Genomic DNA, 26373 nt, shown 5'->3' with positions numbered 1-26373 from the left:
GCATGAAGACCACCGTGCTCGCCGTCGGGACCCGGGGCGACGTCCAGCCCGCGATCGCGCTCGGCAAGGCGCTCGCCGCCCGCGGCCACGACGTCCGCGTCCTCGCCGGCAAGAGCTTCCAGGGCTGGATCGAGGCGCACGGGCTCACGGCGATCCCGGCGAGCGTCGACACCGTCGACATCATGGAGAGCGACCTCGGCAAGGCGTGGGTGGCGCGCGGCACCGATCCCCTGGCCCAGCCGCGGATCCTGCAGCAGATCATCGATCGCTACGGCGCGGAGATGTCCGAGGACGCGCTGCGCGCCTGCGAGGGCGCCGAGCTCATCCTGAGCAGCTTCACCTCGGACACGTACGCGGCGTCGATCGCCGAGGCCTCCGGCGCGGTGCAGGTCAGCATGCCGCTCCAGCCCTCGATCCTGGCCACGCGCCACGGCCCGACCGCGGCGGTCGCCCCGGTGCCGCGCGGCGACAGCGCGCTCAACCTCCTCGTTGGCAAGCTCCTGATCGAGCCGACGGTGTGGCGCTGGTACGCCGGAGTGACGAACCGCGTGCGGGAGCGGCTCGGCCTGCCGCCGCAGGGCCGGCGCGCGTACCTGGCCACGCTGCGCCGCACGCTGGTCGTCCACGGCTACAGCGCCCACGTGGTCCCGCGCGCCCCGGACTGGCCGCCCGGCTTCCACACGACGGGCTACTGGTTCCTCGACGAGGGCGGCGCGTACCGGCCGCCCGAGGCCCTCGAGCGGTTCCTCGCGGCGGGCGAGCCGCCCGTCGCCGTCGGCTTCGGCAGCATGACGTCCCACGATCCCGCCGCGACCACCCGGCTCCTCGTCGACGCGGTCGTGCGGAGCGGCCGGCGCGCGGTCCTGCTCTCGGGCTGGGCCGGGCTCGGCGACGCCGCGCTCCCCGACTCGATCCTGCGGATCGACGCCGTGCCGCACGACTGGCTGTACCCGCGCGTCGCCGCGGCCGTGATCCACGGGGGCGCCGGCACCGTGGCCTCGTGCCTGCGCGCGGGGCGGCCCGCGGTGGTCGTCCCGCACCTCGGCGACCAGCTCTACTGGGGTCGGCGCGTCGAGGAGCTCGGCGTCGGCCCGCGCGCCATCCCGCGGCCGCGCCTCACCGCCGAGGCACTCGCGGCCGCGATCCACGCCGCCGCGACCGACGCCGGCATGCGGCAGCGCGCCGAGGAGCTCGGCCGCAAGATCCGCGGCGAGGACGGCGTGGCGACGGCGATCGGCCACATCGAGCGGCGCCTCGCGGCGCGCGCGTGACGCGGGCGCCTGCCCCGAGCGCGCCGCCGCTTGCCTCCGGGGCCCGGCGGCGCGAGGGAGCCGGCGATGGCAGAGGACAAGGCGTTCGCCCTGTGGCTCGTCCCCGGCGGCGCGCCGGCCGCGCGGCTCCGGGAGCTCATCGCGGCGCTCGCCCGGGAGACCGGCGGGCCCGCGTTCGCGCCGCATCTCACCCTGGTCTCCGGGCTGCGCGGCGACGGCGCCGCGCTGGCCGCGCGGCTCGGCGAGCTCGAGGGCGCCCTCCACCCCGTGGAGCTCGAGGCGCGCGGCCCCGCCGTCGGCGCCTCCCGCCACCAGTGCGTGTTCCTCGACGTTGCGCTCACCGAGCCGCTCGCGGCGCTGCGCCGCGCCGCGCAGGCCGCGCTCGGCGCCGGCGAGAGCCCCTTTCGCCCGCACGTGAGCCTCGTCTACGGCGACCTGCCGGAAGACCGCCGCCGGTCGCTCGCCGCGGATCCGCGGGTGCGCTCGCTCGGAGGCGACCGGGCGTGGGCCGAGCGGCTCGAGCTGTGGGCCGTGGACGGGCCGACGGAGCGCTGGCGCTGCGTCGAGGGCGTCGCGCTGACGCGCCCGTGATCGCCTCGCCGGGCGGGCGCCGAGCGTCGAGCCGCCCGCGGCATGCCCGGGCGCGCGTGTCCCGGCGCACAGCTCCGACAGTTCCGCCGGGGCGGCGCGGCTCGCCGGAGCTTTGTGTCCTGCGCGCAGGGCGCGGCGCTCCGGAGTAGGTGATCCCCTCGGATCTCGGCTAGCCTACGGGCCATGGTGGCGGCTCCCGTTGCGATAGGCGATGTGCTGGCGGGCAAATACCGCGTGGAGCAGATCGTTGGCGCAGGCGCGATGGGCACGATCGTCGCCGCGTGGCACCTGGAGCTCGATCAGCGGGTCGCGATGAAGTTCCTGCACTCGCCCGGGACCGAGGGCGGCGACCCGGCGGAGCGGTTCCGGCGCGAGGCGCGCGCGCTGGCCAGGATCAAGAGCGAGCACGTGGCGCGCGTCCTCGATGTCGGCTCGATGCAGGGCGGAATGCCCTACATGGTCATGGAGTTCCTCGAGGGGAACAACCTCGCGGAGGAGATCCGCGCGCGAGGTTCGCTCCCCGTGGTGGAGGCCGTCGGGTACGTCCTCGAGGCCATCGAGGCGATGGCCGAGGCGCACGCCGCGGGGATCGTCCACCGCGATCTCAAGCCGGCCAACCTGTTCCTCGCGCGCCGGCCCGACGGCGGGCGGATCATCAAGGTGCTCGATTTCGGGATCTCCAAATCGATGCTCGGCGGCTCGCGCGACGAGCTGGCGCTGACCAAGACGGCGGCGCTCCTCGGCTCGCCGCTCTACATGTCCCCGGAGCAAGTGCGCTGCGCCAAGGACGTGGACGCGCGCACCGACATCTGGGCGCTCGGCGTCATCGTGTACGAGATGCTGATCGGCCGGACGCCCTACAACGGCGACTCGGTGCCGCAGCTCTTCGCGTCGCTGCTCCACGAGACGCCCCCCACGATGGCGCAGCTGCGCGCGGACGTGCCGCGCGAGCTCGACGCGGTGGTGATGCACTGCCTCGCCAAGGACCCCGAGCAGCGGTGGAGGAACGTCGGCGATCTGGCGGCGGCGCTCCTCGCGTTCGGCCCGGCCGGGAGCCACGTGCACGTCGAGCGGGCGCGCCGCGTGCTCGGCCTGCCGGGCGGTCGGCCGTCAGCGTTCAGCCAGCCCGGCATCTCGCTCCCTCCGCCCGGCGCGGCGACCGGCGGGCAGGTCGCCGGAGCGCGCCTGTCCGTGCCGCACGGCGCGCCGTCGCCCGCGGCGTCGGCGGACACGGGGCCCGCGGTGAGCTCGTGGAGCAACACGGGCCAGGTGCCGCGCGCGGGGCGCAAGGGGGCGCTCGTCGGCGTCGCCCTCGCGGTCGGCGCCGCGCTGGCCGCGTTCTCGTTCGGCGCCCTGCTCTTCCTCTTCGTGCGCCCCGGGAGCACCGCCGGCGGCGAACAGCCCCCCGCGCCCGCGGCCACGCAGCTGCCCGGCGCCGCCGCGCAGGATCCCGCGCCCGGAGCCGCGCCAGGCGCCGCGAGCGCCGCCCCGCCCGGCGCGACCGCCGCGCCGGAGCCGCCCGTGGCCGCCGGCAGCGCCGCCGCGCCGGAGCCGCCCGCAGCCGCCGGCAGCGCCGCCGCGCCCGAGCTGCCCGCGGCCGCCGGCAGCGCCGCCGCGCCGGCGGCGGCCTCCAGCCCGCCTCACGCCTCCCGGCCGGCCGCGCCGCCGGCGAGCGCGGCGGCCCGCCCCGCCGAGCGCCCGCAGCCCGGCGCGGGCGCGCAGCAGGAGCCGCGCCGGAACACCACGATCAGCGACTTCGGCGGGCGACGCTGAGCGCGGCGCCCGCGTCAACCGGGCGACGGCCCTCGGACGCCGTCGCGGCCAGCTTGGAGGAGAGTACAGGACGAATGAGACGGCATCAGCGAAGCACCGCACACCCCGTCGCGCTGGGTCTGTGCGCGGCGTTGATCTCCGGGGCGCTCCCCGCGCGGGCGGAGCCGAGCGCCGCCGAGAAGGCGACGGCGGAGGCGCTCTTCGACGCGGCGCTCGATCTGATGAAGCAGGGGCGCAGCGAGGAGGCGTGCCCGAGGCTGGAGCAGAGCCACCGCATCGACCCGGGGATCGGCACGCTGCTCTACCTGGCCGAGTGCTACGAGAACACCGGCCGCACGGCGAGCGCCTGGGCCACGTTCCGCCAGGCCGCGTCGGAGTCGAGGGCGGCGGGCCAGGCCGAGCGCTCTCGCAAGGCGCAGGCGAGGGCCGCCCGGCTGGAGCCGGGCCTGTCCAAGCTGAGCATCGGCGTCGCCCCGGAGAACCTCGCCCTCCAGGGCTTCGCGGTGCGCTCCGCCGGAAAGCCCGTCGAGCCGGCGATCTTCGGCATCGCGATCCCGGTGGATCCGGGCGAGATCGCGATCGAGGCGAGCGCGCCGGGTCATGAGACCTGGAGGACGACGGTGAAGCTCGGGAGCAACAAGGCGTCGGCGAACGTCGACGTGCCGGCGCTCAAGCGGCTCGAGGGGCCGCCGCCCGACCCGGTCAAGCCGGCGCCGAGCGAGGCGGAGGTCGCCGCGCCCGCGGTCGGCGCGCCGGCGCCGGCGCCTGCTCCGGCGCCCGCTCCGGCGCCGGCGGCGTCGGGGGGCGACACGATGCGCCTGATCGGCCTGGTCGTGGGCGGCGCGGGCGTCGTGGGGCTCGGCGTGGGGACGTTCTTCGGCGTGAAGGCCATCTCGAAGAACGGCGACGCCGAGGGCTACTGCAAGGGCGGCAGCACGTGCGAGGATCCGCGCGGCGTGACGCTGACCGAGGAGGCCAGCAGCGCCGCCACCGGCTCGAACATCGCGTTCGGGCTCGGGGCGGCCGCGCTCGCCGGCGGCGCGGTGCTGTACTTCGTGGCGCCGCGGGCGTCGTCGCGGGTCGAGGTGGGGCCGATCGTGGGCGCGCGCAACGTCGGGCTGCGCGTCGGAGGGACGTTCCAATGAGGCGCCCCCTCACGACCGGGCTCTTGCCGCTCGTCCTGCTCGCCCCGCCGGCGCTCTCCGGCTGGCTCGGCTGCCACGCCATCGCCGGCATCGAGGACCGCACCTACGTTCCGCCGGAGGACGAGCCGGAGCCTTCTCCCGTGAGCGAGGCGTGCGCGTCGTACTGCGCCGACGTGATGGCGAACTGCACGGGCGAGAACCAGGTGTACTCCACGCTGGACACCTGCCACGGCGTGTGCGCGGCGCTCCCGGCGGGCGATCCGCTGGAGCCGGTGGACAACACGCTCGCCTGCCGCGCGCGCCAGGCGGAGCTGGCGGGGCTCACCGACGAGCCGGCGGTGCACTGTCCGGCGGCGGGCCCGGGCGGCGACGGGGTCTGCGGGACCAACTGCGAGAGCTACTGCGCGCTGCAGGCGGCGGCGTGCTCGCCCGAGCTCCCCACGCAGGAGGCGTGCGTCGCCAAGTGCGCGGGGCTCCGGGACGTCGAGGGGTTCGACGCCATCGAGAACCACGAGGGCGACACGCTGCAGTGCCGGCTCGTGCACGTGAGCTCCGCGACGGTGGACCCCGACGAGCACTGCGATCACGCGAGCCTGATGCCGGTGGAGCCCTGCATCGAGCCGGAGGGGACCGAGCCGAGCTGCGAGGACTTCTGCCGGGTGGTCATGACGTCCTGCGAGGACGACCTGGCCGTCTACGACTCCGTCGAGCAGTGCCTCGCCGTCTGCGGGGCGCTCCCGCCGGGCGGGACGGAGGACCGGAGCGAGAACACGGTGGGCTGCCGCCAGTACCACGCCTACAGCGCGCTGCTGGCCCCGGACACCCACTGCGCGCACGCGGGGCCGGGGGGCGACGGCCATTGCGGGCTCGACGGCGACTCCACGACCACGGGCAACTGCGCGTCGTACTGCACGCTGCTCGAGGCGGCGTGCAAGGAGGCGTTCGACGAGATCTTCGTGGAGCGGGGCGCGTGCGAGCTCGACTGCGGCGACGTGTCGGGGGCGGGCCACGACTCCGGCTACGCCGTCGCGAGCGCCGAGGGCGCCACGGTCGCGTGTCGGCTGCTCTACGTGAGCCGCGCGTTCGAGGATCCGACGCTGTGCGCCGCGGCGCTCGGCGACCCCCCCTGCCAGTGACGGGCGGCGGCGCCTCGCCGCCCTGTAGACCTTGACGCCTGCGTGCTCCAGGGGCTCGGCAGCGGCCGAGCTCCTGAATCGAGGCGCACGCTGGCGCGGCTTGTCACATTTCCTTCGTCACGGTGGCTGTGGCGGTCGCCTCGCCCGAGGCCTCGCCCTCGAGGGTGACGCGGATCGATGCCTCGGGAGGCATCTTGGAGAAGTCGATGGTCGTACTCCGCCAGAACGAGTCGCAGAATACTTCCCCCTCGTCCACGAAGCATTGGTCCGGGAAAGAGGTGAAGACGTTCAGCAAGCAGCCGTCTGCAGAGAGCGTCTGCCCTTCGTGGTTCAGGAGGTAGACGAGCCCATTCTCCCCGACGGAGACGCTCACTTCGAACGGTCTACCGTACATGGACAGCGCCTCCACGTCATCGCCGACGAGCTCGCCCGGCTCCACCAGCCACGTGCCGAATGGATCGCACTTCAGGCTTGCAGGCAAGGGCTCGCACGTCACGGGCCACAGGACGTGCCATTCACCTTCGACGCAGCTCGCCTCGACGCGCACCTTGTTGGCGCACCCGTTGTACAGATCGTAGACGCATTTCTCTGACGTGCTGCACGCCCCCAGTGGATCTGGAGGCAGGTCCTCCGGGCAACCGGCGGTGTCCCCACCGGTACCGCTCGAGCTGCTGGCCCCGCCGGTGCCGCCGGTGCCGCTTGAGCTGCTGGCCCCGCCGGCGCTGCTCGAGCTGCTGGCCCCGCCGGTGCCGCCGGTGCCGCCGGTGCCGCTCGAGCTGCTGGCCCCGCCGGTGCCGCCGGCGCCGCTCGAGCTGCTGGCCCCGCCGGTGTCGCCGGTGCCGCCGGCATCGACCAGCGTGCCGTCGCAGCCAGCCAACGCAAGGAAGCCGCAGATTGCGGTGAAGGTCATGTTCTTGAGCGTCAACGATCGCCTCCTCGCAGCGCGGGTGCCTTGCACGGCGCATACCGTTGCGCCGCAGCCGCGAGGGAGGCGTCCCGCGATCGTCACGCCAACCGGCCAATCCAGCGATTTCAAGCCCCAGCAAGCGCCTGTTCCCAGGCCCACGAGCACAGGGGCGGCTGGTCATCGCTCGGGTGCATGCGGGCCCCCCGGCATGGAATGGGCCCGGTTGTGCCACGGTGAGCATCGGGATCGCGCTCGGGCCGCGCCGGGAACGCAAGATATCGTCGCCCGATCCCCCGGCCCAGGGTGCGCTCACCCTTTGCGGCGCCGAGCGAACCTCACAGCTCGGGGTCCGCAGGCGCTTGTTCTCTACGCAAGAAGAACAGAACGGTGGCGCCCTCCTGCCGAGTATCCATCTGGAGCTCCATCGTCCCTAGCGATCCGCGGCGCAAGCTGAGCTGGACGAGCTTGTCGCCGGGGATGCGTGGCCATTCGGGGTGGGTCAGCTTCGCGCGACAGATGCTGGAAGAACAGACAACCTCGTCGACGCTGACCTGTGGCCCCAGCTGCTCGGGGATCAACCGTGCGATCACCGGCGCTGTCTCACGACGCCATGCTGGGTCGGCCGGCTCGGTGTTGACGCGATCGCTCAACCCGTCCCAGAATTTGATCCGCGCCTCGCGCAACGAACGCTCCTCTTCCTCGGGATCGAGCTGCTCGTTCGCGCCCGTGCTGTCGAAGCTGTCGCCGTCCTGCTCATCGCGGTCGCGAGGCCGGGCGGAGCCGAGGGGCTCGACCGCATTCTCGCCAGCCGAGCCCTGCTGCGAAGGGACGGCTGCCTTCAACGTCGCGGCGCGCAGCCTGCGGACCTCGCGTTCCAGGGCCGCGATTCGCTGGCCGTCCTCCGCGCGCAAGGCGCCCTCGCGCTCGCTCACCGGGGGCGCCGAAGCGCGCCCCCAGACGTATGCGCCCGCCGACGCTGCGATGCCAGCCAGCAGGATGAGCAGCCAGTGCGGTCGCCGTTCGATCACCGGTCCCCCGCGTGGACGTCCAGAGCTCATGGCCTACGTGGCTCGACTCGGCTCGCTCGACTCAACTCAGAAGACGCGCACCGTGCTGATACCAGACGATCCACCCCCTGGAAGCAAGCAAGTCACGACGTACGTGTGCGAAGGGCTCTGCGGCGAGACGGTGATCGAGGCGGTCTTCGTCACGAAGCCGGTGAAGGTTCCGGTCCCTGACGTTATGATTGGAGTATCGCCGACACCATTGCCGTCCTGATCGAGCACGCTTCCGATACACATCACGTTCGCGTCGTCCGCGGAGTCGGAGTTGAGATCAACCATGCGGATCCGGAAGGTCACCGTTCCTCCGAGCTGATGATCTACCGGGATCGGGCAAGTGACGGCCTGCGCGCCGCTCAAGAGGTTTGTCAGGCCGTTGGTCGCTCGAAACACGGTCGTTTCCGAGGACACGAAGCACGCCCCGGCGCTCGTGGTCGCCCCAGCCGACACGTCACCCGGGCTCGACAGGAGACCCAGCGCAGGGAGGACTGCGAATTTCGCGAGCTTCTTCATGTATCCACATTCCCTTTCCCCAAACAACAAAAAAAATCGACCAACGATCGGCTTGCCCGAACGCATGGACTGCGTGCCCTGGCACAATACCACCACGACCATCGCTCCGCATTGTCGGAATCATGCCGAGAGCGAGCAGAGATTCGGACTCCGCCAATGCGTCACGACGCGAGCTCGAGGGGCGCCGGCAAGGCCTCGGCCGGGCGACACGGCTCGGTACCGAATAGCTATTGCGCTCCTTGTAGACGAGAGTCCTTGCGACTTCGGGCTGCGAGCCGCAGGGCTCACGCTCGTCCGGCGCCGCCCGGCGACCCGGGGACGATCCGCAGATCGATCACGGCGGCGCGACGAACGCCGCCGGCCCCGCCACCGCCGGCGACCGGTCCTTCCGGTACCGCTCCAGCAGCCCCCGCCGCTCCGCCATCCACCCGTTCTTCGGCGACGCCGCCTGCACCAGCGCCTCCAGCGCGAGCCGCCGCAGCCGCGGATCCTCGCTCCCCCGCAGCGCCTCCTCGAGGGGCGACGGGTGCACGCAGCCGTGCACCGCGGCCATCGCCGCGACCATCGCGTCGTGGTGCAGCAGGTCCCGCCGGCCGAGCTCGACAAGCGCCTGCCCGAGCTCCCTCCACCCGAGCAGGCGGGCCGCCAGCCCGAGGTACTGCGGCACGGCCAGGTCGTCCGCCTTCAGCGCCGCGAGCAGCCCCTCGCCCACCGCCACGTGGTGCCGCGCGGCATAAGCGCCGAGCCGCGCCGACAGCACCGGCAGGAACGCCACGAGATGCCGGCGCTTCGGCGAGAGCTCCTTCAGCCGCGCCACCACGGCCGCGACCTCCCCCGGCTGCATCCGGGCGAGCACGGCGGCCAGCGCCACCGCCGCCTCCTCGGGCGCGGACGCGTCCAGGTGCCCGAGCAGCCGCTGAAAGAGCGCGCGCTTCTCGTCCCGGAGCGGCAAGGACGCGGCGCGCCGGAGCAGATCGAGCCGCGCCTCCGGCTCCGCCCGCCCGAGGATCGCGGCGAGCAGCTCCACGACGCGCTGCTCGGCCTCGCTCGAGAGCCGGCCGAGCGGGATGTCCGCGAGCTTCGAGGCCACGATCCAGTCGGGATCCCGGACGGCGCGGCCGAAGACGTCCCACGTCTCCGGCCGGTCGAGGTGATCCCAGAGCGCCCGCAGCAGCGCGATCCGCACGTCGCGGTGGGTCTTCGGGCCGTCCAGCCGGAGCAACTCTCGGTAGGCGTCGTCGCCGCCCAGCTCGCCGAGCAGGCGCACGACCTCCTTGGCCACCGTCACCTTCGCCGTCGGCACGGCCCTGAGCTCGGCGAGCACCCGATCGCGGGACATCTCGGAGAAGGCCTTCCGGAGCGCGTAGATCGCCCAGCGCGCGCGGTCGTCGCCCAGGCACTCGATCAGGACCGGCACGCCCTGGCCGGCGTCGAGCCACGGCAGCGCCCGGACGGCCATCTCGCGGAGCGGCTGCCGCGGATCCGCGGCGAACGGGACGATCGCCGACGCGTCGACGTACGTCAGCCGGGCCAGCGTGGAGACGGCGAACCGCAGCGTGGGGACGTCGCACGTCTCGTCCGCGAGCAGCGCGCGCAGGCCGGCCGCGTACCGCGCCTGCTGCCGCGCCGTCCAGCGGGCGTGGCCTGCGCCGAAGTCGATCACCCAGCGCGTCCGCCCCGTCGCGTACCTGCCGGTCATCGGCCGGCCGTCCAGCAGCGGATCCAGCAGATCCTGACGCCTCCGGCTCACGTACCGGGCGACGTCGCCGATCAGGGCGAAGCTCGCGTCCTCGCGCAGGAGCGCCGGCACGAGCCGCGCGAACCGCGGCCGATCGTGAATGCGGAGGAGCCCGAGCGCGCCGGCCGCGACGCCGACGAACGGGAGCTCGCGGGACAGCCGCTCGAGCGCGTCGAGCAGCGGCGCAACCACCTTGAGGCGGACGCCGAGGCTGTGCGCGAGCGAGAGCACCGCCCCGGCCCGCTCGGCGGTGCTCCACGCGCCCGCGAGCTGCGCGAGCGCAGGGGTGAGCCGCTCGGCCTCCGCCCGCGTGAGCCCCTCCCCGAGCCCGGCCGTCGAGACCGAGCCGCGCACGGCGAGGATCCGCGCGAGCCAGCGGGCGCCCCACGCGCCGTCGAGGCGGAACAGCTTGACCACGAGCCGCTCGACGGCCGAGGCCGTGGCCTGGGACAGGTCCGCGGCGTCGAGCGCGTCCTGCGCCACGACGGAGGCCGCGTCGAGGTGCTCCGGCCCGAAGCGGGCGAGCGGCAGCGCGGCGAGGGCGCCGATCATCGCGCGCCGCACCGGGTCCTGCTCGAACTTGCGGGCGCGCACGTTCGCGAGCGCCTCGGCGAGCGCGCCCCGGTCGTGCAGGACGCTCGCGATCAGCAGCGCCTGCGCCTTGGCCCGCTCGTCGCCCTCGGGGTGCCCGAGGAACGGCGCGAGCACCGCCTTGGCCTCGGCGAACGGCAGGAGGCGCGCGTAGCTCATCCGCCGGTCCGGCTTGGCGACGAGCGCGGGGCAGTCGAAGAGGTGCCGCCGCGCCTCGCGCTCGCGCAGATCGCCGGGCAGGGCGTCGAGCACCTCGGGCGCGATCGAGCCGTCGGCGGCCTGCGCGGCGCACGACCAGCGCTCGAAGGCCCGCTCTCGGACCGCCTGCTCCTCGGCGGACTCGGCCTTCACGTAGCGGAACAGGAAGGCGCCGAAGCCCCCTCGCCCGCCGAGGAGGAAGGCGCGGAGGACCGCCTTCTGGTCGTCCGTGCGCAGCCGCAGGAACCACCGCACGCCCCGCTTCCCGTCGCTCAGCGCGCCCCAGGCGTTGCGGATGAGGAAATCGAGGCGCTCGGCGCCAAGGGCGGGCGCGCCCTCGTCGAAGCGCACGACCTCGAAGGCGCCGGGCGGCCGGGCCGGGCGGCCGCTCTCGTGGCGCGCCTTGAGGAGGTCGAACGTGGCGGCCGGGCGCGACCGGGCGAGCAACCGGAGCGGGCCGGCGAGAAACGAGGGCTCCTCGCCGCGGTCGAAGAGGGCCTGGATCAGCGGGAGCGCCGCGTCGGGGGCGCGCCGGGCGAGCCGGACGAGGAGCGGCGCGAGCCGGTAGCGCTGGCGCACGTCGAGCGACCCGGAGCGCGCGATCGCCTCGCCGAACCAGCGCGCCACGCCGACGGGGTGCCGGTCGGCCAGCCGCGCGAGGCAGAGCGGTCCGCCCGCCTCGTCGATGGCGCGCCGGTGCGCCGACACGAGCGGCTCGGAGCCGAACGGGAGCAGATCCACGATCGTCGGATCGCGCCCCTGCTGCTGCAGGCGCGCGCCCAGGAAGGCGTCCACGACCGCCTGGCGCTTCCGCCGCGCGAGCTGGGCGACCGTGCGCCGGAGGGCGCGGCGCTCGACGACGGCGTCGAGCGCCGCGAGCGCCTGCGCGTCGTCGCAGAAGCGGGCCACCATGCGGCCCGCGCGCCGCCGGACGAGGCGGGACGGGTCCGACACGGCCGCGAGGACGCGCGCGCCGTCGCCCGAGCCGTACACGGCCATGAGCGCGAGGAGGCGCTCGTAGGCCTGGGCGCTGCTCGAGAGCGCGCCGAGGAGGGCGGCGGCGCCCGCGTCGCCGCCCGCGGCCGCGCGGCCGAGCGCGACGGCGCGGCGGACGCGGTCGTAATGGGCGAGCGGCTCGACCTCGGCGAGGAAGGAAGCGGTGTCCATGGCGGCGATCCTACCGCCGAAAAGCGTGCTCAGGACAGGGCCGGGCGCTCCGCCGCTCCGCGGCCAGGTGCGCTCATCGCATCCCCTGGCGCCCGGCTCGCGTCAATTCACGACGGGCACGAACTCCTCGCACGCCTCTTCGATCGCCGTGAGGGCGTTCGTGAGGCCGTCCTCGAGGCGCCCCTGGCAGAGATCCCAGAAGAAGCCGCGGCCGTCGGTGGCGAACGTGTCCACGATCCGCTGCAGGTTGTCGGCCTCGTCCGCGTCCCCATAGGCCCCCTCGCAATCGGTCTTCCCGCCGATGCCGAGGAACACGACGTTCTTCGCGTCGCCCTTCACGGCGACGAGCCGATCGTGGATCGCTTGCGGCGTCTGGCGGGGGACGGGCTGCTCGTCCTCATCGGTGATCACCACCACCACGAGGAGCGCGTTGTCGCGGCTGAACCCCGCGTTCTCCGCCTGGGAGAACGGCGGCTCCAGCGCGGCGGCGACGGCGGACGCGGGCTGTTCGTCGTCGTTGTTGCCGCTGCACTCGACATCGTCCACATAAAGATCTGCGGCGCACTGGAACTCGCCCGTCAGGTCGTTGCTCGAGCTATCCATCCACGCTTGTCCGCTCTGGAACGAACATTCGCCCGCGGCGCCGCGCGTGTGGAAATTTGCAGGGAGCGGGCAGGCGTCGATCACGGCCGCGCGGAAGTCTTGGATGCCGCTGATATCGAGCAGCGCCTGCGCGAAGGCCGGGAACACGACCTCGCGCATCGACTCCTTTTCCTCGTTCATGCTCGAGGAGTTGTCGAGCGCGAACACGACATCGACGTGCTCGCACCCCGCGCTGTTCGCGCCGCTGCCCCCCGTCCCGCCGGTCGCTCCGCTGACCCCGTTGCCGAAGGAGCCCCCTCCTTGCCCGATGGGGCCACTCCCCGACCCGAAGATGTCCCCCCCTTGCCCCTGGCTCCCTCCGTTGCTCGCGCCCGGCGAACCGCTGTCCTCGTTGGTGCCCGAGTCGCCGCCGCACGCCACAAGACCCATCATCCCTGCGCAGAGCGCCGCGCACCATGTCCTGAGCTCCATCCCGCACTCCTTCTTCTTCGGGGGCGCTATGCCCTACCCAATCGTCAACGGTCCCGCGACATCGATCGCCGGAACGTGGAGGGTATCACGCGCGTAGCGCCGGCTCCAGCGGATCGGCCGACGGGGGCGACGAGCGTTGCCGTCCCTGCCGCGGGTTTGCGCCGGGTTTGCGCCGGGGAAGAGGGGGACCTGATCATCCATGCGCCGATGAGCTCGATGATCCATGTGCGCAGCAGCCGCGTGCCTCGATGGCGCGCGCTCGAGAACACCGGTAACATAAGGGATCGTCGGTCTTCGAGCCGCCCGAGCGCCAAGCGCAGGGCGTCACGTCCTGCGGTGTCGCGGCGGCGGACGATAGCTGCGCGTGGCTCGCGGTCAGGATCTTCCGCTGCGAGCGATACCGGGACCGCCATTGCCCCCGGAAGCTCCGCCGGGCGAGCCGGAAGGCCATCCGTCGCGTTCCGCCGTTCCGCCGTTCCGCCGTTCCGCCGTTCCGCAGCGGCGCAAAATTCAGGGTCTTCCCGACCTATTGGTCGGTAAACGCATCCACTGACGCTCTCTGCGAGCCACCCTACAGTGTGTTGGATCGATGGGGGGGACGCTGTTCCCAGGACGAACAGGCCTATCGAGGTTCAATCATCGAAGCGCCCGCGTGCGGGTGGGACGCGTACGAGGATCCGGAGGCAGCCGGGCTCCCATTCGACGATTCGCTTCTTTTGGCCCGACGGCATACGCCATTCTCCAACGGCGGTAGGCCGTCGAGGCGACCCGAGCGACGCCGCGCTACGCCCAGCGCTCCGAGAGGACGGCCCGCATCCGGTCGATCCTGAGCGCGCGCTCCAGGGCGCGCCCCTCGAAGGCGCTGAGCAGGGCGGGCAGCGCCTGCCGGGCCAGCGCCAGGAGCGCGCGGCGGCGCACCTCGGGATCGAGCCTGCCCTCGGTCACGATCTGGCTGAAGGCGAGGGCGAGGATCGCCTCGTCGCGCGTGAGCAGGCTGTACTCGTCCTCCTCGCCGAGCGCCTGGACCTCGGCCGCGTCCACGGCGTTCCAGTGGGCGCTCTCCACCTCCCAGCGGGCGAGGAGCGCGTCGAGCAGCTCGATGGGGCTCCCCTTCGGGTGCTCGTCGCGGAAGTCGCGGAACGCGGTGAGCGTCTCGTGCGCCGTCTCGTTGCCGAACGGGGCGGTCTCGTCGGTCAGCGACCAGAAGAACGGGTCGGCGAGGGCAGCGACCGCCCGGGGGTGAGCGTCGTCGGGGGAGAGGTCGGGGAGCTCGGGCGCTTCGGTCATGGAGGAGGGCTTTCCGTCGGGTGAGGCGGGCGCGGCGCCGCTACCTTACCGCGCCGGGACGCCGCGTCACCTCGCCGCGTCACCTCGCCGGGGCGCCGCGCGAGGCCGCGGCGCGGGCCCTCCTCACTTCCAGCGCCACTTGCCCTTGCCCTTGCCCTTGTGCTTGCCCTTGTGGATGACGATGACCCGGCGGCCGTCGTCGTCATCGTCGTCGTGCACCACGACCGTGGGCTTCACGTTGACCTTCACGGCCCACGCGGTGGCGACCAGGATGCCGATCACCGGCGCGCTCGGGCCGACCACGATCACCGAGCCCGGACGGTAGCCGCAGAGGACCACATCCGTGTGCCCGCCCTCCTTCACCACCACCGTGATCTTGGTCGGGTTGACCTTCGCCTTCAGCTTGCCGGTGAAGTAAAGCCGATCGGGCCCGGGCGCGAGCACGATGACGTCGGGGCCCGACGCCGTGTGGATGGCCAGCTTGATCTCGCGCTCGCCGATCGGGACCGGCTTGAGGTTGAGATCGAGCACGTAGACGCGCAGGTCGCCCGTCTCCTTGTCGGCGACGATCTCCACGATGTCGTCCCCGACCGGCTGGAGCACCCCGCCGTTGGGGCCCTTCATCCCATCGACCTTGGTCGCCTGGTTCTCTTTGGCGCTCTCCTGGAGCTCCCGGGTCCCGCCGCGCGGCACGTGCAGCACCCCCGTGAACGGCTCGCCCTTGACCTTGAACTCGTAGCTCACCTCGGTGAGGTCGTCCTCGAGCGGCGGGATCTTGGCGCGCAGGACGCCGCCCGACTTGGGCTCCGGCACGAGCTCGGCCTTCACCGCGGCGCCGTCCTTGCCAGGCACCTTGACCGTGAGGTTGCCCGACACGCCCTCCTCGATGGGCTTGCCGCCGCTGTCCTTCACGAGCACCGTCACCTGCCCGTCCTGGGCCACGGTCATGACCACGGAGCCGGGCTCGTGCTGCTCCGTCAGCGCCCAGTTGTCCTCGATGCTCTCCGCCGTGATCTGCGGCGACTTGCTGCAGGCGGGCGCGACGAGCGACGTGGAGACCACCGCGAGCGAGAGGAGCACGGAGCGGAGACAACCCTGGATTCTCATACATCCCTCTTTGGCAAAGCCCGGATCGAGCGCTTCGACTGCGGAGTCCATCGAACGGCGGCCGGGTGAGCCGGCCGCATCGTACCAGAGCGGCCGCGCCCGCGTGGCCGTCCGCCCGCGCCACGGGCGCGCGCCGGCGGCGCCGCGCGGCGCCGCGCGGCCGCCGACCTGTCCCGAGGTGCTCATGGTCCGCATCCCGCCTCACACCTGCTTGCGGGTCACGGACCAGATGAAGCCGTCGTACCAGAAGTGCATCAGCGCGACGGTCTGCGTGAGCGACCAGAGCGCGCGGTCCTCCGCCGGCGCGAGCTCGGCCCACACGCCGTAGGCGAGGACGCCCGCGAGGAAGACGGCCACCGCGATCGGCTTGCCGGCGCGGCGCGCGTCGAGGCGCAGCCGCCGGCGGAGGCGGCCGCCCTCCGACCACCAGACGAGCGCGAGGTACTGCACGGCGTGGAACAGGTTCATGATGAAGAACGCCTGTCCCCAGGGGTTGAACCCCCATGTGTAGATGGAGCAGAGCCCCGTGGTCGCGAACAGCCACACCTTGGGGAACGACACCCGATAGCCCCGCCGGTACAGCGAGCGGTACGCGAGCGCGTAATAGACCAGGAACGAGGTCCCTGCGGCGATGACGCACCAGCGAATGATGCGGTGGTGCGACTCCATCAGCCCCGGGACGGAGGCGAAGAGCGCGGCGCCCACGTCCTCGAAGGCGTCGAAGCTCTGGAAGTGGAGGAGCATCGTCGCGCCCGCCAGGATGGGGCCGACGTAGAGGAGCAAGTTGAGCCAGAGATCCAGCCGGCGGCCGAGCGCCGGCGCGTTCCCCGCGCGGGCGTCGTAGATGCGCCCGAGGCCGAACGTCTGGAGCGCCGAGTGGTAGACGTCCCAGAACACGACGAGGACGGTCACGCAAACGACGGCCCACATGGACAGCATCATCGCGGCGAACAGGGCGACCGGCGCCGCGAGGAAGCGGAGCCGGTGCCGCCGGAAGATATCCGCGTTGCCGTGGCTCCGGAGGAGCACCGCCGCGAGGTGGCCGTGAATGAGCGTCCCGATGAAGAGCCCCGCCCACGTGACCTTCTCCCCGTACAGCCGGAACCGCGCGTCGGTGAACGGCGTCCCCGCGATCAAGGCGCCGGCGGCCAGCGCGACGAGCGGCGGGAGCAGGAAGAAAGCCCAGTCGTACCCGGGGCCGACGATATAGGCCGCCCTGCCCGCGGCGGGGGGCGCGGGAGACGCGGGCTCGGCCCGGGCGCTCATACCGCACGCTCGACCGGGGCGGACCCCGGCTCCGGAGCTGCTGGCGAGAAGCCGATCGTCCACCCCTGCACGGCGAGATGGTCGACGAGCGACAGGAGGAAGAGATTCAAGCCCAGCATCTCCATCGACTCCTCCACGAAGTCGATGAGCGCGTAAACGAGGTTGTCGCTCCCGGCCTGCTCGGTCCAGTACCCGAGCGGCAGCTCCAGGGCGAGGGCGCCGGCGACATAGATGCTGCCCGAGAGCAAGAACCGGTTCCGGGTGCCGCGCGGGAGGTGCGCGAGGAACCCGAGGTACGCGAGCGCGAACGCCGCCACCACGACGGCCGCCGGGATCACCCAGCTGAAGTACAGGACGCCGCCCAGATCGAGCCAGGAGCTCGCGGCTTCGTGGAGCTCCACGACCTCGTCGAGCGAGATGTACAGGAACGCCGCGGCGAGCCCCCACCAGTGCTTCACGAACCGGCCCCCGCGGCGGGCGCCGGCGGCGATCGCCGCGAGGGTGAGAGAGCACGCGAACAGCAGACACGATGTGTACCACGTGGGCACATTCTGCTCGTAGCTCAGCGAGAGCAGCGGGACGACGCCGCTGCGGCTCTTCAGCCTGAGGATCGGCTTGAGCACCTCGACGGCGAGCCCGGCGCCCGCGACCGCCGCCATCGAGGCGAACAGCGCGGTTCGCAGCCTGGCGCTCGCGAGGGTGATCTGCATCGAACATGAATAGATACGCGAGGACGTCTCACGCCGTCAACGCGCCCGGCCCTCGGCCGCGCCGCGCCGCGCGCTGGCGAGCGGCCTCAGGAGAGCTTTGAATGCGACCTCCGACGCCGTCCGGCGGCGGAGCGCGGCGAGGACGAACAAGCATCGTCGGTCGCGTTCGCCCCTGCTGTCGCGCGCTCGGGCTCGCCGCCGGGACGCGGGCGATCAAGGCGCGCGGTAGGCGACGACCTGGCCTTCGAAGCGGTAATCGCCGCCGCTCGCCCAGAACACGTCCTGACCTTCCGGGGCGACGATGCGCCAGGCGAAGTGCTGACCCAGCGCGAGCACGACGGTCGTGCCGCTCTCGAGATCGTGCGCGTTGACGCTGCGGTTCCGGCTCGTGTCCGTCGAGAACAGCGTCGAGCCCCGGAGGGCCAGCCCCGCCATCGAGCCCCCCTGGTGGATCAGCGTCTTGGCCCCACCGGCGATCGGCGCCTTGTACACGCCGCCGTCGCCGGCGCTCGCCCAGTAGACGAACTCCGCGTCCACCGCGATCCCGGCCGGCTCCGCCTCGTTCTCGGCGATGACCGTCACCTCCCCGCCCGACTTCGCCACCTTGTAGACCTTGTTGGCGGCTTTGCCGCCGGTCCAGTAGATGTGGTCTGCGTCCTGCGCGAGGTGCTCGGGCTTGCCGGCGCCTTCCGCGAGGACGACGGGCTCGCCGCCGTCGAGCGCCATCTTGTAGATGTTGTGTCCATCGCCGTCGCCGAAATAGATCGACGTCTCGTCGCCGACGAGGCTCAGCAGATAACCGACCTCGACCAGCGTCTCCATCTCCAGGGTGGATTTGTTGACGCGCTTGATCGCCGACGGGATGACCGGATCGTTGTCGCCGCCGCTCGCCCAGTACACGTCGGTGTCGTTGACCCACAGCGCCGTGGGGTCGGGATCGGGGGGCGTCATCGCCTCCGCCTCGGTGGTGCCCTTCTTGACGCGATAGATGAAGCCGTCGTTCGAGTCTTCAGGCGCGGTGTCCTCGGTGCCGCCGCTCGCAAAATAGAGGTAGGCGTCGTCGGCGGCGATCGCCTTCGGGAAGTAGTGCTGGCTCGCCATCGCCGCCGGCGGGATCATCCCGGCATAGAAGCTGGAGAGATGCGAAGTCTGCGTGATGACGCCGGCGGGAGAGGGATCGTGACGCTCCATTGGGGTGAAGTCGTCGGAGCCGGTGGGCGCGGTGAAGCCGTAGGCGTCGAGGGAGGTGTTCTCCCCGAGCTCCGCCTCGAGCTCGACGGTGATCGGCAGCGTGAGCGTGATCGGCTTGGCGAACGTCTGCCCCTCAGGGCCGAGGACATACATGGGCCCCACCGCGCCGTCGCGCGTGGCCTCGACGCGCTCGATGGTGAGCCCCGTCGCCGCGCTGACCGCGCCCGGCGGCACCTCGATCGTGAAGCCGTCCTCCGCGGTGAAGACGCCGCCCTGGGCGTCGACGGAGAACTGCGGGCTTTCACCCGGCGTGGCGTCGTCGCCCGCGTCCGTCCCCCCGCACGACGCGCTGCCGAGCGCAGCCGCCGCGCACGCCAACACCACGAATGAGGATTTACCCATCGTCTCGCCTCTCCGCGGGCGGTCGTCGCCGCCCCACCCGCACTGGTTGTCCTGGGCGAGCAGTCGCGCCCCGGCTCGCCGGCGGCTCATGAATCGATGCGACGAGATCGGCGCGACGGAGTTGACCGGCCGTGCGGAGCTCGGAGGGCGTGTGGTGGTGTGGTGAGCTGGCGAGAGCCTTGCTCGCGGCGCGAAGGGCCGTTACCGGCCGGGGAGCGGCAGGCCGGCGTGCGCCGAGAGGCGGGCCATCGCGAGCTTCGCGGCGACGAGCGCCTCCTCCGGCGTGCGGCCCGTGGCCGAGAGGTGGCCCATCTTGCGGCCGGGGCGGGCGATCCGCTTGCCGTAGAGGTGGAGCCGGACGCCCGGGATCTCCAGCGCGGCCTCGAAGGGCGGCTGCGCGCCGTCGAGCCACGCGTCGCCGAGCAGGTTGACGATCGCGGCGGGGCGGACGATCTCGACCGAGCCGAGCGGCAGATCGCAGACGGCGCGGACCGCCTGCTCGAACTGGCTGGTCGCGCAGGCGACCTCGGAGGCGTGGTAGCTGTTGTGCGGCCGCGGGGCGAGCTCGTTGATGAGGAGGCGGCCGTCCTTGAGGAGGAAGAGCTCGACCACGAGCAGGCCCTCCACCCGCAGGCCGACCGCGAGATCGAGCGCGATCTGCACCGCCTGCCCCGTCACCGAGGCCGAGAGGGGGCCGGGCAGCAGCGACCAGTCGAGGATCTGGTCGCGGTGGTGGTTCAGGGCCGGGGGGTAGACCGCCAGCTTGCCGCTCGGGCTCCGCGCGACGAGCACCGAGAGCTCGGCCTCGAGGTCGAGCGCCTGCTCGACCACGCAGCGCTGGCCGCCCAGCGATCCGAAGAGCGCCGCCGCCTCGCGCTCGAGGTCGTCGCCGCCGCCGCCCGACGACGACGCGCCCCCCGAGAGCCGCAGCTGCCCCCTGCCGTCGTACCCGCCGACGCACGACTTCACGAAGCACGCCCCGCCCATGGCGCGCGTCGCCGCGAGGAGCTCCGCGCTGGTCGCGACCTCGCGGAAGGGGCCCACCGGGAAGCCGTTGCTCGACAGCCAGCTCTTCTGGACGCCGCGGTCCTGCACCATGCCGAGCACCTCGGCGGACGGGCGCACCGGCGCGAGCCGCGCGGCGGCCGAGAGCCCGGCCGTGGCGACCTTCTCGATCTCGAGCGTCACCACGTCGCACTGCGACGCGAGCTCGGCCGCCTGCGCGGCGTCGTCGAACGAGGCGACGATGCAGCGATCGAGCACCGACCGGGCCGGGCAGTCCGGATCCGGGTCGAGGGCGTGGACCTTGTATCCGAGCGTGCGGGCGGCGAGCGCCGTCATGCGGCCGAGCTGACCGCCGCCGAGGATACCGAGCGTAGAGCCGGGAGCGATGGGCATTTCTGGGACCTGTGAGAACCTGGGAAAGACTGGGTGAGGCTGGACGAGGCTAGACGATGACCGAGTCGCGGAGCACCGACGCCTCCTGGGCGCTGCGGAACGCGGCGAGGCGCTCGCGGAGCTCGGGGTGCTTGCCCGACAGGATCGCCGCCGCGAACAGGGCGGCGTTGGCGGCGCCGGGCTTGCCGATCGCCATCGTGGCAACCGGGACGCCCTTGGGCATCTGGACGATCGAGAGCAGCGCGTCCATGCCGTTCAGCGCCGTGGCGGGGATGGGCACGCCGATGACCGGGAGCACGGTCTTCGCGGCGACCATCCCGGGCAGGTGGGCGGCGCCGCCCGCGGCGGCGATGATCACCTCGAGCCCGCGGTCCGCGGCCGTGCTCGCGTACTCGAACATCCGGTCCGGCGTGCGGTGCGCCGAGACGACGCGCACCTCGTGCGGGATGCCGAGCTGCGTGAGCAGCTCGCTCGTCACGGCGAGGTGCTCGTAGTCGCTCTTGCCCCCCATGATCACGCCGACCCACGGCTTCTCGGTCGAGCTCGCTCCCATCTCCGTCCTCGCCCGGCCCTCGCCGGCTCCTCCTTGCTCCGTCGTGCTCATCGTTCCGCTCATCACCGACCCATCATCCATCGACCGAGGCGCCGCGCCCCGGTCAGCGCGTGAGCTGCTCTAGCAGGCTCAGGCTCTCGCGCTCCTCCTCGCCGATCTCGCCGTCGGACGAGATCATCTCGCGCGCGGCCGCCAGGAAGAGCTGCCGGTGCGCGCGGGGGATCTTCATCGGATCCAGGTCGTCGGCCGCGGGGGGCACCTCGAGCCAGCTGCGCACCTGCTTGGCCTCCTCCTCGTCGAGCTGGAGCCGCAGGATCATCTTGCGCACGAACGCGCGCTCCTGCTCGCGCACCTGGAGGTCGGCCCAGGCGAACGAGCAGATGAACCGCATCAGCTGGAGGCGTTCTTGGCGAGAGAGCTTGTCGAGCATGGGCGGAGACTCTAGCCCGGATCAGCCGGCGCTTTGTGTGGAATCGGCACGCCGCCCGCCGTAAGGGGATTCCCGGACCTCGCCGTTCGCCGTTCGCGCTGGCGCCTCGAGTTCGCGCGCCCCGGTCCCTGACGCTTCCGCTTCTTCCCGCTCCTTCCCGCTCCTTCCGCGGTTCCGCGTTGCCCGCCCGCGGCGCCTCAGCGGTACGGGCGCGCGACGCGCCGGCCGCGCAGGAGCGCCGACAGGTGCAGCTGCGCGCCGAGCAGATCGCGCAGGGTCGCTGGGTCCTCGAGCGGCGCCGGCACCGTGATCACGATGGCGTGCGGCGCGATCCGCAGCGCGTGCGTGCGGGCCCGCAGGCGCTTCACCGCCTCGCGCGCGCCGGGCGAGGCCGCGCGCAGCTGCTCGGGATCGTCGGGGTCGAGCGCCGCGTCGAGGGGCGGATCGAGCACCAGCGTGACCTCGGAGCGCTCGGGGTAGGGGCCTCGCTCGAAGCACGTGTCGATGTGGAACGTGGCGCCGTCGAGCTGCGCGTCGCGGATGCGCATGCGGCCGACCTCGAAGCGGCCGTGGACCTCGGCCGCGAACCGCTCCCACGCCGGCCGCATGCCGGCCATCGGCGTGGGCGGCGGGATGCGCGCGGACGCCGCGGTGATCTCGGCCGCCAGCGCGGCGAGGTGATCCAGGAACGCGCCGAGCCACGGCTGGTCGTGGCCCGGCGTGCGGGACCGGACCGACACGTGCTCGTCGTCGAGCCGGACGTCGTCGAAGGCGAGCAGCGCCCTGCGCAGCGGCCCCGCGACGACGGCGCGGACCTGGCCGGGGTCGCGCCCGCGCACGCGGTAGCGGCGGCCGAAGCCCTCGTCGTCCTCGGAGGCGAGCGCGAGCAGGAAGCGCTTCACGCCGACCTCCAGATCGAGCCCCCACGACGGCCAGCGCAGCTCGCCCACGAGCGCGCCGCTCGACGACGAGCCCGCGTCGATCCACACCGACGCCGCGCAGCCGGAGAGCGCGCCCGAGAGGCGCAGCTCCAGCGGATCGAGCGACAGGCCGTGGCGCGCGCCGACCGCGCCCCAGACCGCGCGCCACCGCCCCGAGCCGATCTGCCGGCGGATCGCGCCGAGGCCGGGCGGCCGGTCGAAGACGCCGAGCACGAGCGGCGTCGTGTGGACGACGCCGTCCGCTCGCGCGAGCTCGACGCGCACCTCGAGCCCCCAGACCAGGGCGACCCACCCGGCGTCGAACGAGGGCGCGACGGAGCGGGGGATCCGGAACCGGAAGGGCAGCTCCCGCCCCTCGTCGCGGCTGTCCGCGCGGCGGAAGGCGGTGAAGCGGTGCGCCTCGGTCGCGCGGTTCGACGCGGCGGGGCCTCCGCTGAGGAGGCGCTCGACGCCGACCAGCGAGATCTCCATCCCGCGCACGCCGCGGCCCTGCACGTTGCCGAGCGCCACCGCCCCCGAGATCTCGTCGCCCGGCGCGAAGACCTGATCGTCGAGCGAGACCTCGATGAAGGGGCTGTCGCCGCGCGCGGTGGTGCCCGCGACCGGCGATCGGGGCGGACGCGTGACCGGGCGCGGCGTGACGAGCACCTCGTACGACTCCTGGACGTCGAGCCACCACGGGATCGCGATGGAGAGCGTGATGCCGTAGCGGATCTCGGCGCGGGTGCCGAGGTACGAGCAGGGCGCGTCGGCCGGGAGCGGGAAGCTCGCGCGGTAGCGCTGCTCGCCCTCGGGGAGCGTCGTCTCGCCCGCGAGGCGGGCGACGAGCGAGAGGAAGTGGGGCGGCACGAGGACGCGCTCCTCGACGCGGGCGATCTGCATGCCCTCCAGGTGGAGCGCGATGGAGTCGACCGGCGTCCTCGCGCGGCTGCGCAGCACGAGCTCGACGAGGACGACGTCGCCCGGGTGGACGGTCCTGGACATCCGGAGCTCGACGTCGGGTCGGCTGCGCATGGCGAACGGCTCAGCGCGGCGGGCGCGGGCTCACTTCACGAGCGGCGCCGGGACGGCGAGGCGGAGCGGCCCTCGGGGAGCGCCGCGCTCGAAGACCTCCCCGCGGCGATCGGCGACCCCGAGGCGCAGGAGGCCGTCGGCGCGCACGAGCGCGAAGGGGGCGCGCGGGACCGGCGCGTCGCGGGGCGAGCCGCCCCGGCCCGCGTCGAACGGGACGACGAAGACCGCGACGTCCTCGGCGCCGGCGGGCGGCGCGCCGGGCGAGGCGGCGCTGGCGCAGCGCCCCGCGACCGAGGCGTTCCGGTCCTCGCCGGCGCAGCGGGCGAGCGCGCGGCGATCGGCGTCGGCGCCGCCCTGCGCGAGGTGGTCGGCGGCGGCGAGGCGGACGGCCTCGGCGGGGTCGCGCGCGAGCAGGTCGCGGGCCGCGGCGCCGTCGCAGCGCGCCCGGGCGACGGTGAGGCCGGCGAGGGCGTTGGCGCGGACGTAGGGGCGCGCGTCGGCGAGCGCGCCGCAGAGCGCCGCGGCCGCGCGCGCGGGCTGGCCGGCGCGGCCCGCGGCGCGCCCGATCGCGCCCGCCGCGTTGCCCGCCACGGCGGCGTCGGGGTCCTTGAGGAGCGGCTGGAGCAGCGGCAGCGCGTCCCGGTCGCCCACGGCGCCGAGCGACCAGACCGCGTTGGCGCGGACGCCCGGATCCGGATCGCCCGCGAGCTTGCGGAGCGCGGCGGCGGCCTCCGGGTGCCCGGCGAGCGCCTCGGCGATCTTGCGGCGGTCGTCGATCGGCGCCGCCGAGGCCATCCGCGCGAGCGCGGCGCCCGCGGCCTGCCCGGGCATGCGGCCGAGCCCCTCCAGGAGCGCGTCGCGCGCGGCGTCCGGCGCGCTCGCGATGGCGGCCGCGACGTCGCGGGCGAGGCCCGCGCTGCCGCCGTCCTTCGCGTCCTTGGCGTCCTTGCCGTCGTCCGCGACGCGCGACAGCGCGCCCGAGAGGGCGATGCCGAGCGCGCCGCGGTCCTGCTCGGCGGCGACGGTGAGGCGCTGGAGCAGCGCGCGCGCGCTCCCCGGGCCGGCGACGCGCGAGAGCGCGATCGCCGCGCGGAGGCGCACGTCGGCCGACTCGTCGTCGAGCGCCTCGAGCAGCGCGGCGTCCACGGCGGCGCCGAGCTCGCCGGCGGCGCGCGCCGCGCCGAGCGCCTCGATCACGGCGAGGCGGAGCGGCGCGGAGCGGGCCTTCGCGAGGGGCAGCAGCACCTCCTGGGCGCGCGGCGAGCCGGTGCGGCCGAGGAGCTGGACGAGGGCGAGCTTCTCGTCGGGCGGGGTGGCCGGGTCGACCAGCAGGGCGCGCGCGGGGTCGACCGCGCGCCCGTCGGGCCGCGCGGGATCGAGCAGCGCGGTCGCGGCGCGGATCGCCTCGCGGCGGACCGAGGGATCGGCGTCGCCGAGCAGCTCGAGCACGCTGGGCAGCGCCGCGGGGTCGCCGAGCGCGCCGAGGGCGCGGAGCCCGTGCCGGAGCGGGACGACGCCGCGCTGCATCGCCCGGACGATGGCGGGCAGCCCTTCCCTGGCCTTGAGCTCGCCGAGCACGAGGGCGGCGCCCGCCGCGGTGTTGGGCGACGGCGCGGCCCCGAGCGCGCCGACGAGCGCGGGGACGGCGGTGCCCTTGCGAGCGTTCGCGCCGCCGGCGCTCCCCGCGCCGCCGCCGGGCGGGGGCGCAGGAGCGGGCGCCGCGGGCGGCGCGGGGGTCGCCGATGCCGCGGGCGCCGCTGTCGCGGGCGCCGCGGGCGGCGCGGGGGTCGCCGATGCCGCGGGCGCCGCCGACGCAGCGGGCGCCGCCGCCGACGGCCTCCCGGCGGTGACCAGCGCGTCGCGGACCGCGGACCGCGGCGCCGCGGGGTCGTCCTTCGCGAGCGCCGCGAGCAGCACCTTCACCGCCGCGTCGGTGCCGATGCGGCCGAGCGCCCGGAGCGCCGCCTCGCGCACGTCGTTGCTCGAGGTGCCGCTGTCGGTCGGGCGCGCTCCGAGGAACGCGCCCGTGGGCAGCGGCGACGCCGCGATGAGATCGGCGATCGCGGACGTCGCCTCGTCCGAGCGCAGCCGGCCGAGGGCGGTCACCGCCTCGACGCGGACGTCCTGGGATGCGTCCTGGAGCGCGAGGATGAGCGCGCTGACCGCGCGCGCGTCCCCGAGCTCTCCGAGCGCCCGCGCCGTGGCCCGACGGACCTCCGGGACCGAGTCCTGCACCTTGCCGATGAGCGGCACGACGGCGCGCGCGTCGCCGATCCGGCCGAGCGCGCGCGCGACCTCCGCGCGCACCTCCGGCGCGGTGTCGTCGAGGTGGCCGAGCAGCGGCGAGACGGCGTCCGGGAGGCCCGCCGCGCCCATGGCGGCGGCGGCGGCGAGGCGGACGTGCGGGTCGGGATCGCCGAGCACCCGGCCGAGGGCGACGACGGAGCGGTCGGTGGGCGCGGCGCGGATCACGTCGCAGGCCGCGAGCCGCAGGCGCGCGTCGCCCTCGCCGAGCCACTCGATCACGAGGTCTCCAGCGCGCGGCATCCGGAAGCGCACGGCCGCCCCGGCGAGGTGCAGCCGCACCTCGACGTCCGGGTCGCTCATGCCCTTCTGGATGAGCGCGATCGCCGTCTCCGGGGCGAGCTCGCCGACGCGGGTCGCGGCGAGGCGCCGCTCCGAGACGTCGCCCGACGTGAGCGCGCGCGCGATCTGCTCCGGCACGTTGGGCCAGAGGAACGCGGCGGCGTCCCCGGGCGGCGCGAGCGCGGCGGCCGAGGCGGCGACGACGAGCAGGACCTGCGGGAGCCGGCGCAGCGGCGAAACGGTACGGCGCACGACCCGAGCGTAGTACAGCGGCCGCGGCCGCGTCATGGCCGTTCCAGGCGGCCCGGACGCCTCGGGCGAGG

General features: G+C 73.9%; 20 protein-coding genes. 5 read left to right on the top strand and 15 right to left on the bottom strand.

Going from position 1 to position 26373, the window contains the following annotated elements:
* The first annotated feature begins 2 nt into the window (after positions 1-2).
* The 5 genes from WMF33_RS11275 to WMF33_RS11255 all read left to right on the top strand — a co-directional run bounded on the left by WMF33_RS11275 (position 3) and on the right by WMF33_RS11255 (position 5916).
* Entirely contained in the window at positions 3-1271 is a 1269-nt protein-coding gene (locus tag WMF33_RS11275; protein WP_437337132.1) for a glycosyltransferase, read from the top strand.
* A 66-nt stretch (positions 1272-1337) separates the two neighbouring features.
* Entirely contained in the window at positions 1338-1862 is a 525-nt protein-coding gene (locus WMF33_RS11270) for a 2'-5' RNA ligase family protein (protein ID WP_437337131.1), read from the top strand.
* 186 nt (positions 1863-2048) lie between these two features.
* Complete coding sequence (locus tag WMF33_RS11265; protein ID WP_437337130.1) at positions 2049-3635, top strand: serine/threonine-protein kinase; 1587 nt, start codon at positions 2049-2051, stop codon at positions 3633-3635.
* Between the two features lie 74 nt (positions 3636-3709).
* Positions 3710-4780, top strand: coding sequence for a hypothetical protein (locus WMF33_RS11260; protein ID WP_437337129.1), 1071 nt, complete (start codon positions 3710-3712; stop codon positions 4778-4780).
* Entirely contained in the window at positions 4777-5916 is a 1140-nt protein-coding gene (locus WMF33_RS11255) for a hypothetical protein (RefSeq protein WP_437337128.1), read from the top strand. The genes WMF33_RS11260 and WMF33_RS11255 overlap by 4 nt, the downstream gene beginning before the upstream one ends.
* Before the next feature lie 103 nt (positions 5917-6019).
* Here WMF33_RS11255 and WMF33_RS11250 read toward each other — a convergent pair whose 3' ends face one another.
* From WMF33_RS11250 to WMF33_RS11180, 15 genes are all read right to left on the bottom strand, one after another.
* Positions 6020-6841 carry a hypothetical protein gene (locus WMF33_RS11250; RefSeq protein WP_437337127.1) on the bottom strand — a complete coding sequence of 274 codons (822 nt, stop codon included), beginning with the start codon at positions 6839-6841 and terminating at the stop codon, positions 6020-6022.
* Positions 6842-7158: 317 nt separating this feature from the next.
* The gene (locus WMF33_RS11245; protein ID WP_437337126.1) at positions 7159-7851 is read right to left on the bottom strand and encodes a hypothetical protein; all 693 of its coding nucleotides are present in this window, start codon (positions 7849-7851) and stop codon (positions 7159-7161) included.
* Positions 7852-7917: 66 nt separating this feature from the next.
* A complete protein-coding gene (locus WMF33_RS11240) occupies positions 7918-8397 on the bottom strand; it encodes a hypothetical protein (RefSeq protein WP_437337125.1) in 480 nt (159 codons plus the stop codon).
* 334 nt (positions 8398-8731) lie between these two features.
* A complete protein-coding gene (locus tag WMF33_RS11235) occupies positions 8732-12091 on the bottom strand; it encodes a hypothetical protein (RefSeq protein WP_437337124.1) in 3360 nt (1119 codons plus the stop codon).
* 102 nt (positions 12092-12193) lie between these two features.
* The gene (locus WMF33_RS11230) at positions 12194-13165 is read right to left on the bottom strand and encodes a hypothetical protein (protein WP_437337123.1); all 972 of its coding nucleotides are present in this window, start codon (positions 13163-13165) and stop codon (positions 12194-12196) included.
* A gap of 783 nt (positions 13166-13948) precedes the next feature.
* Positions 13949-14452: a hypothetical protein gene (locus WMF33_RS11225; protein WP_437337122.1), complete on the bottom strand. Its 504-nt coding sequence runs from the start codon at positions 14450-14452 to the stop codon at positions 13949-13951.
* Between the two features lie 123 nt (positions 14453-14575).
* Entirely contained in the window at positions 14576-15559 is a 984-nt protein-coding gene (locus WMF33_RS11220; protein WP_061624310.1) for a hypothetical protein, read from the bottom strand.
* 201 nt (positions 15560-15760) lie between these two features.
* A complete protein-coding gene (locus tag WMF33_RS11215) occupies positions 15761-16825 on the bottom strand; it encodes a hypothetical protein (protein ID WP_437337121.1) in 1065 nt (354 codons plus the stop codon).
* Positions 16822-17535 (bottom strand): hypothetical protein, encoded by a 714-nt coding sequence (locus WMF33_RS11210; RefSeq protein WP_437337120.1) that lies wholly within the window; start codon positions 17533-17535, stop codon positions 16822-16824. The genes WMF33_RS11215 and WMF33_RS11210 overlap by 4 nt, the downstream gene beginning before the upstream one ends.
* Before the next feature lie 213 nt (positions 17536-17748).
* Positions 17749-19128, bottom strand: coding sequence for a DUF5050 domain-containing protein (locus WMF33_RS11205; protein ID WP_437337119.1), 1380 nt, complete (start codon positions 19126-19128; stop codon positions 17749-17751).
* Positions 19129-19329: 201 nt separating this feature from the next.
* The gene (gene purK / locus WMF33_RS11200) at positions 19330-20526 is read right to left on the bottom strand and encodes a 5-(carboxyamino)imidazole ribonucleotide synthase (protein ID WP_437337118.1); all 1197 of its coding nucleotides are present in this window, start codon (positions 20524-20526) and stop codon (positions 19330-19332) included.
* A 49-nt stretch (positions 20527-20575) separates the two neighbouring features.
* Positions 20576-21130 (bottom strand): 5-(carboxyamino)imidazole ribonucleotide mutase, encoded by a 555-nt coding sequence (purE, locus tag WMF33_RS11195; protein ID WP_437337117.1) that lies wholly within the window; start codon positions 21128-21130, stop codon positions 20576-20578.
* A 52-nt stretch (positions 21131-21182) separates the two neighbouring features.
* Positions 21183-21509, bottom strand: a complete 327-nt coding sequence (locus tag WMF33_RS11190; protein ID WP_020734229.1) for a TerB family tellurite resistance protein — start codon at positions 21507-21509, stop codon at positions 21183-21185.
* Positions 21510-21706: 197 nt separating this feature from the next.
* Complete coding sequence (locus WMF33_RS11185) at positions 21707-23464, bottom strand: hypothetical protein (RefSeq protein WP_437337116.1); 1758 nt, start codon at positions 23462-23464, stop codon at positions 21707-21709.
* A gap of 30 nt (positions 23465-23494) precedes the next feature.
* On the bottom strand, positions 23495-26302 hold the full coding sequence (locus WMF33_RS11180; protein ID WP_437337115.1) for a HEAT repeat domain-containing protein: 2808 nt from the start codon (positions 26300-26302) through the stop codon (positions 23495-23497).
* Positions 26303-26373 lie beyond the last annotated feature (71 nt).

This window comes from Sorangium sp. So ce394 (assembly GCF_051474665.1).
GTDB classification, from domain to species: Bacteria; Myxococcota_A; Polyangia; order Polyangiales; family Polyangiaceae; genus Sorangium; species Sorangium cellulosum_D.
This window is presented reverse-complemented; position numbering and strand designations above follow the sequence as displayed.

Coding starts and splice junctions, on each gene's coding strand:
- WMF33_RS11275 (WP_437337132.1), top strand. CDS start 3: ATGAAGACCACCGTGCTCGCCGTCGGGACCCGGGGCGACGTCCAGCCC.
- WMF33_RS11270 (WP_437337131.1), top strand. CDS start 1,338: ATGGCAGAGGACAAGGCGTTCGCCCTGTGGCTCGTCCCCGGCGGCGCG.
- WMF33_RS11260 (WP_437337129.1), top strand. CDS start 3,710: ATGAGACGGCATCAGCGAAGCACCGCACACCCCGTCGCGCTGGGTCTG.
- WMF33_RS11255 (WP_437337128.1), top strand. CDS start 4,777: ATGAGGCGCCCCCTCACGACCGGGCTCTTGCCGCTCGTCCTGCTCGCC.
- WMF33_RS11240 (WP_437337125.1), bottom strand. CDS start 8,397: ATGAAGAAGCTCGCGAAATTCGCAGTCCTCCCTGCGCTGGGTCTCCTG.
- WMF33_RS11235 (WP_437337124.1), bottom strand. CDS start 12,091: ATGGACACCGCTTCCTTCCTCGCCGAGGTCGAGCCGCTCGCCCATTAC.
- WMF33_RS11230 (WP_437337123.1), bottom strand. CDS start 13,165: ATGGAGCTCAGGACATGGTGCGCGGCGCTCTGCGCAGGGATGATGGGT.
- WMF33_RS11225 (WP_437337122.1), bottom strand. CDS start 14,452: ATGACCGAAGCGCCCGAGCTCCCCGACCTCTCCCCCGACGACGCTCAC.
- WMF33_RS11220 (WP_061624310.1), bottom strand. CDS start 15,559: ATGAGAATCCAGGGTTGTCTCCGCTCCGTGCTCCTCTCGCTCGCGGTG.
- WMF33_RS11215 (WP_437337121.1), bottom strand. CDS start 16,825: ATGAGCGCCCGGGCCGAGCCCGCGTCTCCCGCGCCCCCCGCCGCGGGC.
- WMF33_RS11210 (WP_437337120.1), bottom strand. CDS start 17,535: ATGCAGATCACCCTCGCGAGCGCCAGGCTGCGAACCGCGCTGTTCGCC.
- WMF33_RS11205 (WP_437337119.1), bottom strand. CDS start 19,128: ATGGGTAAATCCTCATTCGTGGTGTTGGCGTGCGCGGCGGCTGCGCTC.
- purK (WP_437337118.1), bottom strand. CDS start 20,526: ATGCCCATCGCTCCCGGCTCTACGCTCGGTATCCTCGGCGGCGGTCAG.
- purE (WP_437337117.1), bottom strand. CDS start 21,130: ATGAGCACGACGGAGCAAGGAGGAGCCGGCGAGGGCCGGGCGAGGACG.
- WMF33_RS11190 (WP_020734229.1), bottom strand. CDS start 21,509: ATGCTCGACAAGCTCTCTCGCCAAGAACGCCTCCAGCTGATGCGGTTC.
- WMF33_RS11185 (WP_437337116.1), bottom strand. CDS start 23,464: ATGCGCAGCCGACCCGACGTCGAGCTCCGGATGTCCAGGACCGTCCAC.